This is a genomic window from Bacillus sp. FSL L8-0099, assembly GCF_038006385.1.
Classification (GTDB): Bacteria; Bacillota; Bacilli; order Bacillales; family Bacillaceae_G; genus Bacillus_A; species Bacillus_A toyonensis.
On record NZ_JBBOVC010000001.1, the window covers coordinates 5,321,580 to 5,337,257 of the forward strand.

The 15,678-nt window shown below is 36.3% G+C and carries 13 protein-coding genes, 1 pseudogene and 1 riboswitch; of the genes and pseudogenes, 4 read left to right on the top strand and 10 right to left on the bottom strand.

What is annotated here, in order from left to right:
• Nucleotides 1-96: 96 nt before the first annotated feature.
• Nucleotides 97-723, top strand: coding sequence for a YczE/YyaS/YitT family protein (locus tag MHH42_RS27210; protein WP_000943407.1), 627 nt, complete (start codon nt 97-99; stop codon nt 721-723).
• A gap of 170 nt (nt 724-893) precedes the next feature.
• Here MHH42_RS27210 and MHH42_RS27215 read toward each other — a convergent pair whose 3' ends face one another.
• The 3 genes from MHH42_RS27215 to MHH42_RS27225 form a co-directional block, all read right to left on the bottom strand.
• The gene (locus MHH42_RS27215; RefSeq protein WP_000659113.1) at nt 894-2,189 is read right to left on the bottom strand and encodes a homoserine dehydrogenase; all 1,296 of its coding nucleotides are present in this window, start codon (nt 2,187-2,189) and stop codon (nt 894-896) included.
• Between the two features lie 141 nt (nt 2,190-2,330).
• Entirely contained in the window at nt 2,331-3,236 is a 906-nt protein-coding gene (gene metA / locus MHH42_RS27220; protein WP_001121528.1) for a homoserine O-acetyltransferase MetA, read from the bottom strand.
• Nucleotides 3,220-4,518 carry a bifunctional O-acetylhomoserine aminocarboxypropyltransferase/cysteine synthase gene (locus MHH42_RS27225; protein ID WP_000504769.1) on the bottom strand — a complete coding sequence of 433 codons (1,299 nt, stop codon included), beginning with the start codon at nt 4,516-4,518 and terminating at the stop codon, nt 3,220-3,222. The genes metA and MHH42_RS27225 overlap by 17 nt, the downstream gene beginning before the upstream one ends.
• 92 nt (nt 4,519-4,610) lie before the next feature.
• A riboswitch (SAM riboswitch) is annotated at nt 4,611-4,715 on the bottom strand.
• 311 nt (nt 4,716-5,026) lie between these two features.
• Between MHH42_RS27225 and MHH42_RS27230 the strand changes: the two genes are divergently transcribed.
• A complete protein-coding gene (locus MHH42_RS27230; RefSeq protein WP_000185592.1) occupies nt 5,027-6,256 on the top strand; it encodes a chloride channel protein in 1,230 nt (409 codons plus the stop codon).
• 196 nt (nt 6,257-6,452) lie between these two features.
• Here MHH42_RS27230 and MHH42_RS27235 read toward each other — a convergent pair.
• A pseudogene (locus MHH42_RS27235) lies at nt 6,453-7,147 on the bottom strand (YjjG family noncanonical pyrimidine nucleotidase).
• A 106-nt stretch (nt 7,148-7,253) separates the two neighbouring features.
• On the opposite strand from MHH42_RS27235, the gene MHH42_RS27240 reads away from it, so the two are divergent.
• Nucleotides 7,254-7,925: a transcriptional regulator YeiL gene (locus MHH42_RS27240; protein WP_070174011.1), complete on the top strand. Its 672-nt coding sequence runs from the start codon at nt 7,254-7,256 to the stop codon at nt 7,923-7,925.
• Nucleotides 7,926-7,984: 59 nt separating this feature from the next.
• On the opposite strand, the gene MHH42_RS27245 is transcribed toward MHH42_RS27240, so the two are convergent.
• From MHH42_RS27245 to MHH42_RS27255, 3 genes are all read right to left on the bottom strand, one after another.
• A complete protein-coding gene (locus MHH42_RS27245; protein ID WP_000246726.1) occupies nt 7,985-8,611 on the bottom strand; it encodes an FMN-dependent NADH-azoreductase in 627 nt (208 codons plus the stop codon).
• 191 nt (nt 8,612-8,802) lie between these two features.
• Nucleotides 8,803-9,450 carry a response regulator gene (locus MHH42_RS27250; RefSeq protein ID WP_000695803.1) on the bottom strand — a complete coding sequence of 216 codons (648 nt, stop codon included), beginning with the start codon at nt 9,448-9,450 and terminating at the stop codon, nt 8,803-8,805.
• 20 nt (nt 9,451-9,470) lie between these two features.
• Nucleotides 9,471-11,042, bottom strand: a complete 1,572-nt coding sequence (locus tag MHH42_RS27255) for a GAF domain-containing sensor histidine kinase (RefSeq protein ID WP_000488135.1) — start codon at nt 11,040-11,042, stop codon at nt 9,471-9,473.
• A 134-nt stretch (nt 11,043-11,176) separates the two neighbouring features.
• On the opposite strand from MHH42_RS27255, the gene pdxK reads away from it, so the two are divergent.
• The gene (gene pdxK / locus MHH42_RS27260; protein ID WP_000174255.1) at nt 11,177-12,001 is read left to right on the top strand and encodes a pyridoxine/pyridoxal/pyridoxamine kinase; all 825 of its coding nucleotides are present in this window, start codon (nt 11,177-11,179) and stop codon (nt 11,999-12,001) included.
• A gap of 88 nt (nt 12,002-12,089) precedes the next feature.
• Here pdxK and MHH42_RS27265 read toward each other — a convergent pair whose 3' ends face one another.
• The 3 genes from MHH42_RS27265 to cstA all read right to left on the bottom strand — a co-directional run bounded on the left by MHH42_RS27265 (nt 12,090) and on the right by cstA (nt 15,564).
• On the bottom strand, nt 12,090-13,145 hold the full coding sequence (locus tag MHH42_RS27265) for a diguanylate cyclase (RefSeq protein ID WP_070174013.1): 1,056 nt from the start codon (nt 13,143-13,145) through the stop codon (nt 12,090-12,092).
• 147 nt (nt 13,146-13,292) lie between these two features.
• Nucleotides 13,293-13,496, bottom strand: coding sequence for a YbdD/YjiX family protein (locus MHH42_RS27270; protein WP_000914411.1), 204 nt, complete (start codon nt 13,494-13,496; stop codon nt 13,293-13,295).
• Nucleotides 13,489-15,564, bottom strand: a complete 2,076-nt coding sequence (gene cstA, locus MHH42_RS27275; RefSeq protein ID WP_016107326.1) for a carbon starvation protein CstA — start codon at nt 15,562-15,564, stop codon at nt 13,489-13,491. The genes MHH42_RS27270 and cstA overlap by 8 nt, the downstream gene beginning before the upstream one ends.
• Nucleotides 15,565-15,678 lie beyond the last annotated feature (114 nt).

The following is a 15,678-nucleotide window of genomic DNA, read 5'->3' on the forward strand; positions in this document are numbered from 1 at the left end:
CATTTTCTCCTTCTCCTCAAAAATTCTCGCTTGACCTGGTAAGCTTTCCACAATATATCCTTTCCTAGCAAATACATTTAGAAAGGATATACAACTATGCTTCGATTCAAATTAGAATATATATTTTTTATTGGCGGTTTACTCATTCTCGCCATCGGTATTAATATGATGACGACAATTACTTCCTTTGGACTTAGCCCTTACGATTCCTTCTTTATTGCACTATATCAAAATTTCGGGATAAGTATTGGTTTTTGGATTTTCATGATTAACTTTGCTTTTACACTTATCGTACTCTTTTGGAATAAAAAACAAATTACAATCGGCACAATTGTAACGATGATTCTTATTTCTCTTTTTGTTGACTGGATTGGTTCCATTACAATTATTATGGACGCTATCCGCTCTCTTCCAAAATATATAACACTTATTTGTGGAAATCTATTTGTCGGAGCTGGCATTGGCCTTTATGTCTCAACAAACCTTTGCGCAGCACCTCAAGAAGCTTTCGTTTTAACAGTTGCTGAGAAGAGAAAATGGACGTTTAGAAAAACAGAGATTTCATTGGCTTTTCTATTTTTAACATTAAGCTTCTTATTAGATGGACCCATCTATTTTGGAACAATTATCTTATCCTTTACAACAGGTTGGATCATTCAAGCATTTATTCAAATTGGTACGCAGATTTTAAATAAAAAAGAGCCTATTAAGCAAGCTGCTTAATAGGCTCTTTTTTATTTTATCCCGTTATTTGTGGGCAGTAAAACTTCCACCTCAAAGTCCAGCAAAGGCAAAGAAGTTAGGCGGGAGATAACTTCCCCTAAATGCCCGATTGGTGAAGACTAATGATCAACTTAGGATGGACACCCCGTTTCACTTTATGATAAGAGATACTACTTAGCATCCCCTTCAATTCGATAATTTGCTTTCACGCAATCAATTTCTTCATACCCTTGCAATGTATGTAGAATGTACTCGTAATCCGCAAGAGAAGCACGATGCGTTACAATTACAATTTCTGCTTTCCCTTTCTCTTCAAGCGGCATTTGAATAATTTTCTCAAAGCTAACTCCGCGCTCAGAGAACAATGAAGTAATTTTTGCAAATACACCAATTTCATCTTTTACATGCAGTCTTAAAAACTTTTTCACGACAATTTCGTCTGGCTCTTTTAATACTTTTTGATATTGCGGGACTACAGCACTATTTCCTGTTACCCCTAGTCTAATATTTTGCATCACAGCAACCAAATCCGAAACAACCGCTGTTGCTGTCGGTAAGCTTCCTGCTCCCGGCCCATAAAACATCGTTTCTCCTACCGCTTCACCGTACACATACACAGCATTATATTCATTTTGCACTGCCGCAAGAGGATGTGTATTGGGAAGTAAAGTCGGTTCAACTGTAACCTCTAATTTTTCGCCATCTCTCTTTGCAAGACCAATTAATTTAATTGTATAACCTAAGCTCTTACTATATTCAATATCTTCTTCTGTAATAGAAGTAATTCCTTTTACTTTCACATCTCCAAGCTCTACGTTTGTAGAGAAACCGAGAGTAGCTAAAATCGTCATTTTTCTTGCCGCGTCTAAACCTTCTACATCTGATGTTGGATCTGCTTCTGCAAATCCAAGTTGTTGGGCTTCTTTTAACACGTCGTTATATGCTCTCCCTTCATCTGACATTTTCGTCAAAATAAAATTTGTCGTTCCATTTACAATTCCCATTACTTTCGTAATAAGATCTGAAGAAAGTCCTTCTACGATGCTTCGCAAAATCGGGATTCCTCCAGCTACACTTGCTTCATAAAACAAATCAGCCTTATTATCCTTTGCTACTGCTAATAGTTCCGCTCCGTGTAACGCCATTAAATCTTTATTTGCAGTCACAACGTGCTTCCCACTTTGTAAAGCTTGTAAAATATATGCCTTTGCATCATCAATGCCACCCATCACTTCGATGACAACATCAATATTTGGATTATCTAAAATTTCATTTGCATTTTGTGTTAATAGAGTAGAAGGTACCTCTACCTCTCTCTCTTTCTCAATGTTTTGCACCAATACTTTCGTTACCTTCACTGGACAACCTACTTGGTGTATAAGTCGCTCTTGATGATCTGTAATAATACGAACTACACCGCTACCAACTGTCCCAAGACCTAATAGACCAACCTGAATTTCTTTCATAATACTGTCCACCCCTCAAAAATTGTGTTTAGATGAAATTATATGAGTAAAAAATCTGAAAAACAATGTATTTTGAACATTCGGAAAAATAAAGAGTAATCCTTACAAAGAAAACGTTGCCACGTGTTACACAATCTTTTTTTACAATACATAAGGGGTTTCTTGATACACGTAATAATTCAACCAATTAGAGAATAATAAATTCCCATGACTCCTCCACCTAACAAGCGGCTTTTCATCTGGATTATTATGTTTAAAATAATTTTTTGGCACGTCAATATTTAACCCTTTGTCACGATCTCGTTCATATTCTTGTTTTAACGTCTCACAACTATATTCACTATGTCCGAGGGCGAAAACTTGCCTTCCTTCTTGCCCAATAACAAGGTGAACACCAGCTTCTTCAGAGTTTGCTAACAACGTTAATTCTTTCACCCCTCTAATATCACTCTCTCGTACTTCTGTATGACGGGAATGCGGGGCAAAAAACAACTCATCAAACCCCTGTAACAGTTTCACATGTTGCTCACAGACTTCATGTTCAAATACGCCGAACATTTTTTCCTTAAGGGGATACTTCGGAACGCCGTAATGATGATACAAACCAGCCTGTGCCCCCCAGCAAATATGAAGCGTGGATGTTACATTCGTTTTTGAATACTCCATAATACGTTTAAGCTCTTCCCAATAATCTACTTCTTCAAAAGAAAGAGTTTCAACTGGTGCTCCTGTAATAATGAGCCCATCAAATTTTTCATTTTCAATATCACGAAACGTTTTATAAAAGCTTGTTAAATGGTCCTGCGCTACATTACGAGACAGATGTGATTCCATATGAAGCAAATGAACATCTAATTGCAACGGTGTATTTCCAATTAATCGAAGTAATTGTGCCTCTGTGTCTTGCTTCGTTGGCATTAAATTTAATATAGCAATTTTCAATGCCCGAATATCTTGTGTTTCTGCTCGTTCCTTCGTCATTACAAAAATATTTTCTTTTTGCAATACTTTACGAGCTGGTAAGTCTTTATCAATTATGATCGGCATGTTGTTTGCCTCCGACTAATGCCGCTTCTAAATCTGCAATAATATCAGAAACATCTTCTATACCAACCGATAAACGAATTAAATCAGATGTAACACCAGCTAAACGCTGATCTTCAGCACTTAATTGTCTATGCGTCGTACTAGCAGGATGTATAACACAAGTTCTTGCATCAGCTACATGCGTTACGAGAGTCGCTAGTTTTACATTTGCGATAAATTCTTTTGCTGCTTCTAATCCACCTTTAATACCGAAAGTTAAAACTCCACTAGCACCTTTTTTCAAATACTTTTGTGCTAACGAGTAATTTTCATTACTATCTAACCCCGGATAATTCACCCATTCAATACGTTCATGGTTAGCAAGCCACTTGGCAACTGCGAGAGCATTTTCGCTATGACGCTCCATTCGTAAATGCAGTGTTTCTAAGCCAATATTGCTAATATACGCATTGAATGGGCTCATACAATTTCCATAGTCTCTTAACAGCTGAACACGTGCTTTCACAATATAAGCTGCTGCCCCGAAGTTTTGAACATAGCTTACGCCGTGATAACTTGGATCTGGTTCAACAAGCTCAGGATATTTCCCTTTTGTCCAATCAAAATTTCCTCCGTCAATTACAATGCCACCTAAAGAGCTTGCATGCCCATCAATATATTTCGTCGTAGAATGAACAATAATATTTGCTCCATGTTCGAACGCTTGGCATAAATAAGGAGTCGCTAATGTGTTATCAACGATAAAAGGTACTTCCAGCTCCTTGGCTGCATCTGAAAATTCTTTGAAATTTAAAACGTTCATTGCTGGATTTCCTAACGATTCTGCATAGATGAGTTTCGTCTTATCATTAGCAAGTGCCACAATTTCATCTGCTGCTAAATTTGGATTAAAGAACGTAACATCAATGCCAAGCTTACGTAAACTTACTCCAAATAAATTAAACGTCCCCCCGTAAACTGTTGAAGAACAAAGAAGATGATCTCCACTACTACAAATATTTAAAACTGCTAGCATAATGGCTGCCTGCCCAGAAGCTGTTGCAACCGCTCCTACACCGCCTTCTAAATCTGATAACTTCTGCTCGAATGCAGCTAGAGTAGGATTGCCAATACGCGTATATATATATCCTTCTGCCTCTAAATTAAATAGTGCTGCTAAATCATCCGACGTATCGTATTTATACGTTGTACTTTGATAAAGCGGCAAAACACGTGGTTCACCATTCTTTGGTGTATAGCCACCTTGCACACAAATCGTTCCTTTTCCCCATGATTCTCCCATCTCTCATTCTCCTTTCTTTTATACAAAATAAAAAACTGCCCCTTTCCTGAAAATAAGAAAGGAGCAGTTTGAAAACACGCTCTAAAGGCTCTTTCTTATCTCTCAGGATTATTACCTGCAGGATTTGGCACAATTCCGTTATACGGCTGTTGCCAAGGTTTCATCGGGCCTGTCCCTCCACCTTTTCTTGATAAGACTATGCAATTACCGTTGATTTTATAGCAATAATTTCCTAATGTCAATCGATTTTTCCGAATGTTCTAAAATAAACGTTAACAGTTTTATAGAAAGCAACAAAAGAAATATATTCCATTCTATTTCAAAAAAGACCTTTAAAAAACTCAAATCAATCTATAAAATTAAATAAGTAACTTAAACTATAAATTCAAAAAATCGCCCTACATGTTGAATAAGCAATCCTCTCAAAAAGATACTATACATATTCAATCCATTTCACACTAACATCTGCAACCTTTTCCTACTAAAACTTGCATAACGGAGGTATAACATGACAAATACAAAAGACATGCATTATATAATCGTCTTATATGGCATTCTTCTAGGATCCATAGTAGGCGCTACAGTCTGGCTATTTTTAGTTACGATAAATATCGGGATCCATTTTATTTGGGGTTATTTACCTAGCGTTTTCTCTTCCCCCCCTTATTACACCCTTTGCGTAACCACAATCGGCGGGATTCTTGTTGGTTTATCACAAAAATACTTTGGTACATATCCACGTCTTATGCCAGAGGTTATGGATGAATATAAAAAAACAGGTAGGATTGAATACCGTTTTGTCCATCAAGCTACTTTAACTGCGATTATTGTCTTAATATTTGGGGCTAGTCTCGGTCCAGAAGCCGCACTTGTTGGAATTATTGGCGGACTTTGCACATGGGTTGGTGATCGCTTTAAATTTGCTTTAAAGGGAATGAATGAACTAACAGAGGTTGGAATTGGTGCTACTTTAAGTGTCATTTTTAATGCACCATTATTCGGTTACTTGGCCCCAAATGAAAATGAGAGTGAGCAAATTAACGAATTTTCTAAAGGAAAAAAAGCAATAGTATACTTAACTACTACTTTTGCAGGTTTTTCTGTTTATTTACTACTGAGTAAACTCGATAATCGAGGATCCTTTATTGTTGATTTTGGAGAAGGTTCACTTTCTTTCAATGAATGGATCGCATTTCTCCCGCTTGCTAGTATTGGTGCTATAATTGGTTTCTTTTATTTCAAATTAGAATTCATATTAGAGAAGTTAATTCATCCTTTTACAAAGTACAAAATTACACTTGGAATTATCGGTGGTATTTTATTAGGAATTGTAGGCACTTTTCTTCCGTACACATTATTTTCAGGGGAACATCAATTAAAAGAATTAGTTGTTGAATGGGGGCATTTATCCTTTTGGATACTACTTCTTTCAGGAGTTTTAAAGCTATGCATTACTGCCGTTTGTTTAAATACGGGGTGGCGTGGTGGACATATTTTCCCAATTATATTTTCAGGGTCAAGTATTGGATACGCTATAGCTTCTATTCTTCCTATAGATCCAGTAGCATCTGTGGCCATCGTAACGACAGCGATTTCGAGCTATGCGTTACGAAAGCCAATAGCTATAACTTTGCTACTACTTATGTTTTTCCCGCTTAATTTACTATTACCAATGCTCGGGGCAGCAGCGATTGGTAATGCATTTCCGCTCCCTAAACGGAACGAAACTACAAATTAATAAAGTGAAACTTTAATCAGTGGGGGTTTTGTTCATCCCCCACTGATTATTAGCCTTCACCAATCGGGCATTTACGGGCAGCCCGACCCCCACCTAACTTCTTTGCTTCCGCTAAATTTTGAGGTGGGGGTCTTACTGCCCGTTAATGCGGGATAAAAGTAGGCAGTAGGGACAAAAATTCCACTGCCTATTTTTGTTACACATGCCGCTTCAATAGAGCGTATAAATCTTCAAAACTATGCACTTCATATGTTGGCACAATCTCGCTATCATTTAATTTCTTTTCTGGATTAAACCAACAAGTATCTATTCCCGCTACATATCCACCTTTAATATCGGCGCTTAATGAATCCCCAATAATAAGCCCTTCCTCAGAAGCAAAGTTAGGAATCCGTTCAAAAACATAATCAAAATACTCTTTCATCGGCTTTTGAAAACCTGTATCTTCAGAAACAAAAATACCTTTAAACAATGAATGTAACCCTGCATTACGTAAACGTTTATCTTGCGTCTTAGAAATGCCGTTTGTCACTATATATAAATCATACTCATTTTGAATTTGATTTATAAATTCAAATGCACCTTGTATGAGTTGATTTCCTTCTTCTAAGTAGCTACGGTAATTATTTTCGAATAATATCCCATCTACTTCTTTCCCGTACTCTTTGAATAAAATGGAAAAACGTGTATTTACAACTTCATCGCGGTTGATTTCGCCTTTTTCAAAAACATCCCAAAGACCTTTATTAACTTTTTATAACGCGCTTCAACCTCACTAGTTAGAGGAATCCCTTTCTCCTCAAAAAGCATACGTAATGCCACTTTCTCCGTCTTCTGGAAATCTAACAGTGTATCATCTACATCAAACAACAAGGTTTTATATTTTTTCATAAACCCCTCACACTCTCTTTTCTACAAAAACAAATTTAAGTAAATCGTATCATTCTTTCTTGTAAAAATAATAGGAGATATCTCATACTAAATATGAGGTGAAAATATGAAAGTCAGCAAAAACAACGAAGAAATTTCTCATTACATGCAAACTTACAATCTCCACACTCTTTTTTCTTTTGATGTCTTACCGTATGCTGAGCTACATTCCTTTCAAAAGAAAGAAAAGATATGTACTGAAGGGGTTGATTTCCCTTATCTTTATTATTTAATTTCTGGGAAAGCAAAAATATATATGAGTCACAAAAACGGAAAGGTTTCATTAATTAACTTTATTCAAGCACCTTCGTTCATTGGAGAATTAGGATTAATTGGTGTAGAATCCTTTACTAAAGCAGTTGAGGTAATCGATGATTGTATTTGCTTAGCACTTCCTCTTAAAGATTGTCAGCATCTTTTATTGCAAGATGCTACCTTTTTACAGAAACTATGCAAATTCATTGGCGAAAAAACAATTGCCCGAACAGAAAGTTATGCAAAAAACAATAGTTATCCGTTCGAAAATCGATTAGCGACGTTTATTCTATTAACAGAACAAAATAATTGCTATACCGAAAAACATACCGAAGCCTCAGAATACTTAAACGTCAGTTATCGTCACCTTTTATACGTATTAAACCAGTTTTGCCAGCAAAATTATTTAAAAAAAGAAGGCCGAACATATTATATACAAGATCGAAGTCAATTAGAAAAACTTGCTGATGAGTTAAAACTATAAAGAAACAGCATTAACGTTTATGTTAATACTGTTTCTTTGAGTGGCGATTATAATTTCAATTAAAATTTGCTTGCTACTTTAGCTGCTTCTTCAAGACCCGCAGTAATGATTTCTTCTGCTTTATCTGGGAATTGGTTATGTCCTTCAATAACCACTGTTTCCATATTTGTTGCACCGAAGAAGCCCATCATACTTGCTACATATTTAACAGCCATTTCTACTTCAGCCGCTGGACCTTCAGAATATACGCCACCGCGTGCGTTTAATAATGCGATTTTTTTATCTCCAATAAGTCCAACTGGACCTTCTGGTGTATATTTAAACGTTTTACCAGCACGGTTTAAATAATCAATATACGTGTGCAATACTGCTGGAATCGTTAAGTTCCATAATGGGAAACCGAAAACAACTTTATCAGCTTCTAAAAATTGATTTAAGTACTTATCAGCAACTGCTACTGCCTTTGCTTCCTCTTCCGTTAAATCAAATCCTTTACCTGCTTTGAATGTACCATTAATCATGTCTACGCCTACATATGGTAATTCTTCTTTATATAAATCAAGTTCTACTACTGTATCATTTGGATGTGCTTCTTTATAGTTTGCTAAAAATGCCTCATATAATTTCACACTAACTGCTTGTTCCGCTGGACGATTGTTTGCTTTTACGAATAAAACTGTTGCCATTATTTCTTCCTCCTAATACTCACTCTTACGTTGTTATATGTTTTTAAAAAAGGTATCCCTTGTAATTGTTGTTTTGTTGCTTACAAACATATTTTATCTTTATATCAAGACAATTTCGTCCTCACATAGACGTATTTTTCCATAAAAAAAGTCCACCTCCTAAAGGCGAACTAGGTCTTACGACTTTCGTCTTATACAATCCCATTTTTCACTGCATATAATGCTGCCTGCGTGCGATCAGATAAGTTTAATTTACTCAAAATACTACTTACATGTGCTTTAACCGTTTTTTCTGTAATAACTAAAACAGAGGCAATTTCTTTATTGCTCATCCCTTTTGCTAATAGTTGTAACACTTCGTTTTCTCTTGCTGTCAATACATCTACATGAACGAAATGTTCCTCTGCCCTCTCTTCTTGAGGCAATGTTTGAGAGATAAGGGTGCTCGCAATATCGGGATGTAATTGAATATTACCTTTATATGCGCTTCTAATAGCTTCAACAAGTTGATCCGGTTCTACATCTTTTAAAATATAACCACTTGCTCCAGACCTTAATGCTGGTAACACATGCGCCTGATCAGAAAAGCTAGTTAATACAATTACTTTCACATCCGGATATTCTTTTTTAATACACGCTGTCGCTTCAACACCGTCCATTTCGGGCATATATAAATCCATTAGTACAACATCAGGATTTGTTTCTCCTACTTTCACTAATGCTTCTTTCCCATTATTTGCTTCTCCAACTAACTCTAAATCTTCCTGTGTACTCAAGAAAAATGCTAACCCTTTTAAAACGACTGTATGATCATCAACTAACAATACTTTTATTTTCACAAACTTCCCTCATTTTCACATCATAATGGTACATTTACTTTTACGCTCGTTCGTCTCTTGCTACTTACAACTTTAATTGTTCCACTAACTAATTCTACTCTTTCACGCATCGTAGTCATACCGAGTGATTTTTTCTCTTTTATATCTTTTTCTACAAAGCCATTTCCTTGATCAACTATTTCTAATGATACATTTTTCTCAGTCACTGTAAAATAAACCGTCGCTTCTTTTACACCTGCATGCTTACTTACATTGTTTAACGCTTCTTGTCCAATGCGCCATAATGCCTCTTCTACCACACGAGGTAAGTCACGAACACCGGTAACTTGCTCCCTAATTTTCAATCCTAAGTTTTCACCGTACTGCTTTAGAGCAGGTAATAATCCTTTTTCTAATCCTGCCGGACGAAGCTGCCAAATTAATGTCCTCATTTCTTTTAATGCCCCTTGCGCTAGTTCACGCATGTCATGCAAAGATCGATCCACTTTTTCGTTTTGACCTTTTAAAACTGCCTCAGCACCTTTTGTCATAAAGGTTAATGAAAATAATTTCTGTGAAACAGAATCATGTAAATCTCTTGCTAATCGATTTCTTTCTTCCATTCGTACAAGTTCACGACGCTGCTCGTTTAATCTTAAATTCTCTATTATTAACGAAATATGATTCGATAGCGCTTGGATTACATCTATTGTATTCACATCAAATTCTCCATTATTTAAACTTACACATAAAACACCAAATACATGGCTTTGAATATGTATTGGCGTAGCAATAACAGCTCCATTTAGATGTACATTATGACCAATTTGACGTTTTAAAAGAACCGATTCACCTTTTACTAGCGCCTTCTTTGCCGCTTCTTTTACATCTTCTTGTAACTCTTCCTGACTAAAAGACGCTCGCAAAGATAATTCTTTTTCTTCTCTAATAAAAAACGCCACTTGATTCCATTGAAATACTTCACCTACGTGATTTACAACTTTTTCAGGTAATACATTAAACCTATGAATTGTTTTTAAATCTTGAATAAAACGTTCCAATTTCACATAATAATGTGCTCTTCGTTTTTCATTTTCATATAATTTCGTTCGTTTTAAAGCCGTCCCAATTTGGAAAGCAACGGATTGGAGCAATACTAATTCTTCTTCTGAAAAATGTGTTTTACCTGGACTCGCTACATTTAATAAGCCAAACTTTTCTCCTCCTGCTTTTAAAGGAACTGTAGCATGATGAAGAATTCCTTCTGTATCTCCCCAATTGTATTCAATTGCATTATTAATTCTTTTACATTCAATAATGTTAACAGCTCGTTCTAATTTCCCATCTACAAATCCACGTAAACACCAACATTCACCTTCACACATCGGGCGTTTGTTTTCATATGTCAGTGCCTCTGGTAACTGGTAATCGATCAACTTCGTATACTTCCCATTTTCATCCGCAAGAAAGATCCATCCTGTCGTCAAACCTGTTACACTTAGCAATTTTTCTAGCACCGCTTGCAATACATGATATGTATCATTTGATGTATTTAGTGTTTCTGCAATTTCTTTTAATATAACTAATTCATTTGTACGATTATCTCGAAACATGCTCAATCTCCTACATACAAGATTTTAAATCGCCTCTAAAGTAAATCATCTACTTTTCACTTTGTACTTATTCGTAACATTGATATAATGGTGAAAACATAGTTTTCATTATATCACTTGAGGGGGATTTCATAATGACATTAAATAAAGCACTTACTATCGCTGGTTCTGATACAAGTGGCGGTGCTGGTATACAAGCAGATTTAAAAACATTCCAAGAACTTGGCGTATATGGAATGACATCTCTTACGACGATCGTAACGATGGATCCACATAACGGTTGGGCACATAACGTATTCCCAATCCCAGCTTCTACATTAAAACCACAATTAGAAACAACAATTGAAGGTGTTGGCGTAGATGCTTTAAAAACGGGTATGCTTGGATCAGTAGAAATTATTGAAATGGTTGCAGAAACAATTGAAAAGCATAATTTCAAAAACGTAGTAGTTGATCCTGTTATGGTATGTAAAGGCGCAGATGAAGCATTACATCCTGAAACGAATGATTGCTTACGTGACGTTTTAGTTCCAAAAGCATTAGTTGTAACACCAAACTTATTTGAGGCTTACCAATTAAGCGGCGTGAAAATTAATTCTCTTGAGGACATGAAAGAAGCAGCGAAGAAAATCCACGCTTTAGGTGCTAAATACGTCCTAATTAAAGGCGGTAGTAAACTAGGTACAGAAACTGCAATCGACGTCCTATATGACGGAGAAACATTCGATCTTCTAGAATCAGAAAAAATTGATACTACAAACACACACGGCGCTGGTTGTACATATTCTGCTGCAATTACAGCAGAACTTGCAAAAGGAAAATCTGTGAAAGAAGCAGTAAAAACTGCTAAAGAATTTATCACAGCTGCTATTCGTTACTCATTCAAGATTAACGAATACGTAGGACCAACTCATCATGGTGCATATCGTAAATTCGTTGCACCGAAAGAGCTTGTCTAGCGTATAAATAAAAACACCCGCAGAGCTAATACGTTGCCTCTGTGGGTGTTTTTTTTAATAAACTTTACATCTTCTGGTCATCTTACCTTTAAGATGCAGAATTGACCTGATTTCTACCATTTCTTTTTGAGTAATATAACGCGTCATCAGCCGCTTGAATAAGCTGTTCCTGTGATCCTTTATACTCTGAAATCCCTACCGACACTGTGATTTTTATTTTCGTTCCATCTAACAATTGAAATGAATGTTTTTCAACAGCTATACGGATTTGTTCCCCAAGATGAATACCATAAGATAGTCCCCTCTGCGGTATCAAAAGTGCAAATTCCTCTCCACCCTTTCGAAAAACCAAATCCGGAAATGTTGAAATTCCTCTTAAAATACACCCTATTTGTTTTAACACTTCGTCTCCTGCAGGATGCCCATACGTATCATTTACATACTTAAAGTGATCAATATCTATAAGTAGTAAACAAAGTGAATCATTTTCCATGTGTTTATTACCAATATGATGATTCATCTCTAGATCAAACTGCCTTACGTTTCCTAAACCTGTCAATGCGTCTATCGTTGCGTATTGCTTCATCGTTTGAAATAGCTCATTGGATTGTAAAACATAGTTTGCACTTACGAATGTTATGTAGCCTGTAGTAATACTTGAAATTAAATACAGTACAACTACAGATATATCGTTAAATAATATATACATCGGTACTACTAAAATAGAAAGGCAGTATACGTGTAACCATATCAACTTTAACATAATGGAAATTTGCATTCTTGCAATAAAGATAACACCAACTCCACTTAATACAATTGTATAGCAAGCCAATTCAGAGGCTAAAGAGTACTCGGTAAAAACTATCCTTGTAATTAAAATCATAATAACTGTTATACTACTAGCTATCGGGCCTCCAACTATAATTGCTAAAATAACAGCTAGATAGCGTAGATCCAACATAATATCTTCAATATGTACACCAAAATGCATTAGTAATATACCTAATATTCCAGTAAAAATACCTACTACACATTTCTGCCAGAAAGAGAATCCTTCTTTTAACGGACTATCTCTTAAAAGCTGACCTCCAATAAAGATAAAGGAAAGAATGATTGTTGTGTTTACAAATAAATCCCTTAACATAAAATAATCTCCCTACTTTTTCGTCTATCCCTTTCCTTACTTTATTGTATACGAACTCCCTATAATTCCCAAAGGTTTTTATTTATTTTTGCTGTTCCACGTGAAACAGCAAAAAATAAAAAAGGACGAAGATTCGTCCCTTTTTTATTAACAACAACGTGATATCTTGCCGCCTTTCGCATTAAATCTAGCTTCTTGCGCCTCAGCGAAAAATTGCTTCTGACATACAATCTCTTCTTCTGGATGATGCTTTTTCATATGCTCCACATATGCTTCATAACTTGGTACCCCTACAAGTAAACTAATAAACTGTTTCCTTTTACCCCATACTTGCCGTAGTTTTTTAAGCATAATTCCTCGACTCACTTTCATCCCTAGGAATATATGGTGCCTCTTTTAACGGCATCGGCTTATTTCTTAATACTTGAATCCAAATTCGAATTGCAGAAATTAATACGGCGATTACAACTATCATAAAAATCCCACAAAGTGCGGCATCGATATAATCATTGAAAATAATTTGTTTCATTTGAGCGACATTTTTAGCTGGAGCTAACACTTTCCCCTCATCTAATGCTCCCTGAAACACCTTTGCATGAGATAGAAATCCTATTTTTGGATTTTCATGAAATAGCTTTTGATAACCAGCTGTCATTGTTACAATTAACAATCCGACAGTCGGGATAAGTGTCACCCAAACATACGCCTTTTTCCCCATTTTGAATAAAATTGTCGTCCCAAGTAATAATGCAATACCCGCTAACATTTGGTTTGCAATACCGAACAATGGCCATAATGTATTAATTCCACCAAGTGGATCTATTACTCCTTGGTATAAGAAATATCCCCAGCCTAATACACATAACGTTGTAGCTATTACATTCGCTAATGTAGAATCTGTTTTCGCAAACGGCTTATATACATGTCCTAAAATATCTTGAATCATAAAGCGACCGACACGCGTTCCTGCATCAATCGTTGTTAAAATAAATAGTGCTTCAAAAAGAATGGCAAAATGATACCAAAATGCCATCATTGCGGTCCCACCTATTACTTGTGAGAAAATATATGCCATACCTATCGCTAACGTTGGTGCGCCACCTGTACGTGATAAAATCGTTTGTTCTCCAACGTTTACAGCAAGATCTTTTAATTCATTTGGTGTAATAGCAAATCCCCATGAAGAAATAACTTGGGCCGCCTGAGATACATCCGTACCGATAAGTGCTGCCGGACTGTTAATTGCAAAATAAGTTCCTGGTGTTAATACACAAGCTGCAATCATAGCCATTGCTGCTACAAACGACTCCATCAACATTGCTCCATAACCGATTGGCTGTGCATGCCCCTCTTGCTCAATCATTTTTGGCGTCGTACCAGATGAAACAAGCGCATGGAATCCAGACACCGCCCCACAGGCAATCGTAATAAATAAGAACGGGAATAAGTTACCTGAGAAAACAGGGCCTGTTCCATCGATAAATTTTGAAACTGCTGGCATTTGTAAATCTGGTGCTACAATTAAAATACCGATTGCCAATCCAACAATTGTCCCTACTTTTAAAAATGTACTTAAATAATCACGCGGTGCCAAAAGCATCCAAACTGGTAATGCCGATGCAATAAATCCATATACGATGAGCATAATAGCAATTGTTTCACCACTAAACGTAAACATACTTGCAAGCGTTGGGTTTTCAGCTACATACTGACCTCCAATAAGAGATAGAATAAGTAGAATAATACCAATTACCGATCCTTCACCAACCCGGCCAGGTCTAATGTAGCGCATGTATACTCCCATTAAAATAGCGATAGGAATCGTTGCCGCTATCGTAAACATTCCCCAAGGGCTTCCGATAAGTGCCTTTACTACAACTAATGCTAATACTGCTAATAAAATAATCATAATGCCTAAAATACCTATCATGGCAATGAGCCCAGTCACAGGGCCTATCTCATCTTTAATCATTTCACCTAACGATTTACCATTACGTCTCATCGAAGCAAATAAAATTACAAAATCTTGTACAGCTCCAGCGACCACTACCCCGACAATAATCCAAATTGTCCCTGGTAAATATCCCATCTGTGCTGCCAAAATAGGTCCTACTAAAGGCCCTGCCCCAGCAATTGCTGCAAAGTGATGCCCGAATAATACCCACTTATTTGTCGGAACATAATCTTTTCCATCATTCAATGTATGGGCTGGCGTTTGCCGATTATTATCTAAATCAAAAACCTTTCTCGCTATAAATCTACTATAAAATCGATAAGCAACTGCATACACACATACTGCAGCTACTAAGAGCCACACAGCATTAATAGTTTCACCTTGTGATAAAGCTATTACACCAAAAGCACCTGCTCCTACTGCCGTAATAACCCCCCAAAGTAAAATCGACTTCAACGTCTTCACATACAATCCCCCCAATACTACTTCTTAGTGGAGATTGTACTAAATTTTCTGAATATTTAAGTTGAATCCTCCTTATCATGAAGGATTTTTAGTTTATCATGTTAAAATACTCTC

Excerpts from the sequence above, each read along its gene's own strand:
- MHH42_RS27210 (WP_000943407.1), top strand. The coding sequence starts at position 97 with ATGCTTCGATTCAAATTAGAATATATATTTTTTATTGGCGGTTTACTC.
- MHH42_RS27215 (WP_000659113.1), bottom strand. The coding sequence starts at position 2,189 with ATGAAAGAAATTCAGGTTGGTCTATTAGGTCTTGGGACAGTTGGTAGC.
- metA (WP_001121528.1), bottom strand. The coding sequence starts at position 3,236 with ATGCCGATCATAATTGATAAAGACTTACCAGCTCGTAAAGTATTGCAA.
- MHH42_RS27225 (WP_000504769.1), bottom strand. The coding sequence starts at position 4,518 with ATGGGAGAATCATGGGGAAAAGGAACGATTTGTGTGCAAGGTGGCTAT.
- MHH42_RS27230 (WP_000185592.1), top strand. The coding sequence starts at position 5,027 with ATGACAAATACAAAAGACATGCATTATATAATCGTCTTATATGGCATT.
- MHH42_RS27240 (WP_070174011.1), top strand. The coding sequence starts at position 7,254 with ATGAAAGTCAGCAAAAACAACGAAGAAATTTCTCATTACATGCAAACT.
- MHH42_RS27245 (WP_000246726.1), bottom strand. The coding sequence starts at position 8,611 with ATGGCAACAGTTTTATTCGTAAAAGCAAACAATCGTCCAGCGGAACAA.
- MHH42_RS27255 (WP_000488135.1), bottom strand. The coding sequence starts at position 11,042 with ATGTTTCGAGATAATCGTACAAATGAATTAGTTATATTAAAAGAAATT.
- pdxK (WP_000174255.1), top strand. The coding sequence starts at position 11,177 with ATGACATTAAATAAAGCACTTACTATCGCTGGTTCTGATACAAGTGGC.
- MHH42_RS27265 (WP_070174013.1), bottom strand. The coding sequence starts at position 13,145 with ATGTTAAGGGATTTATTTGTAAACACAACAATCATTCTTTCCTTTATC.
- MHH42_RS27270 (WP_000914411.1), bottom strand. The coding sequence starts at position 13,496 with ATGCTTAAAAAACTACGGCAAGTATGGGGTAAAAGGAAACAGTTTATT.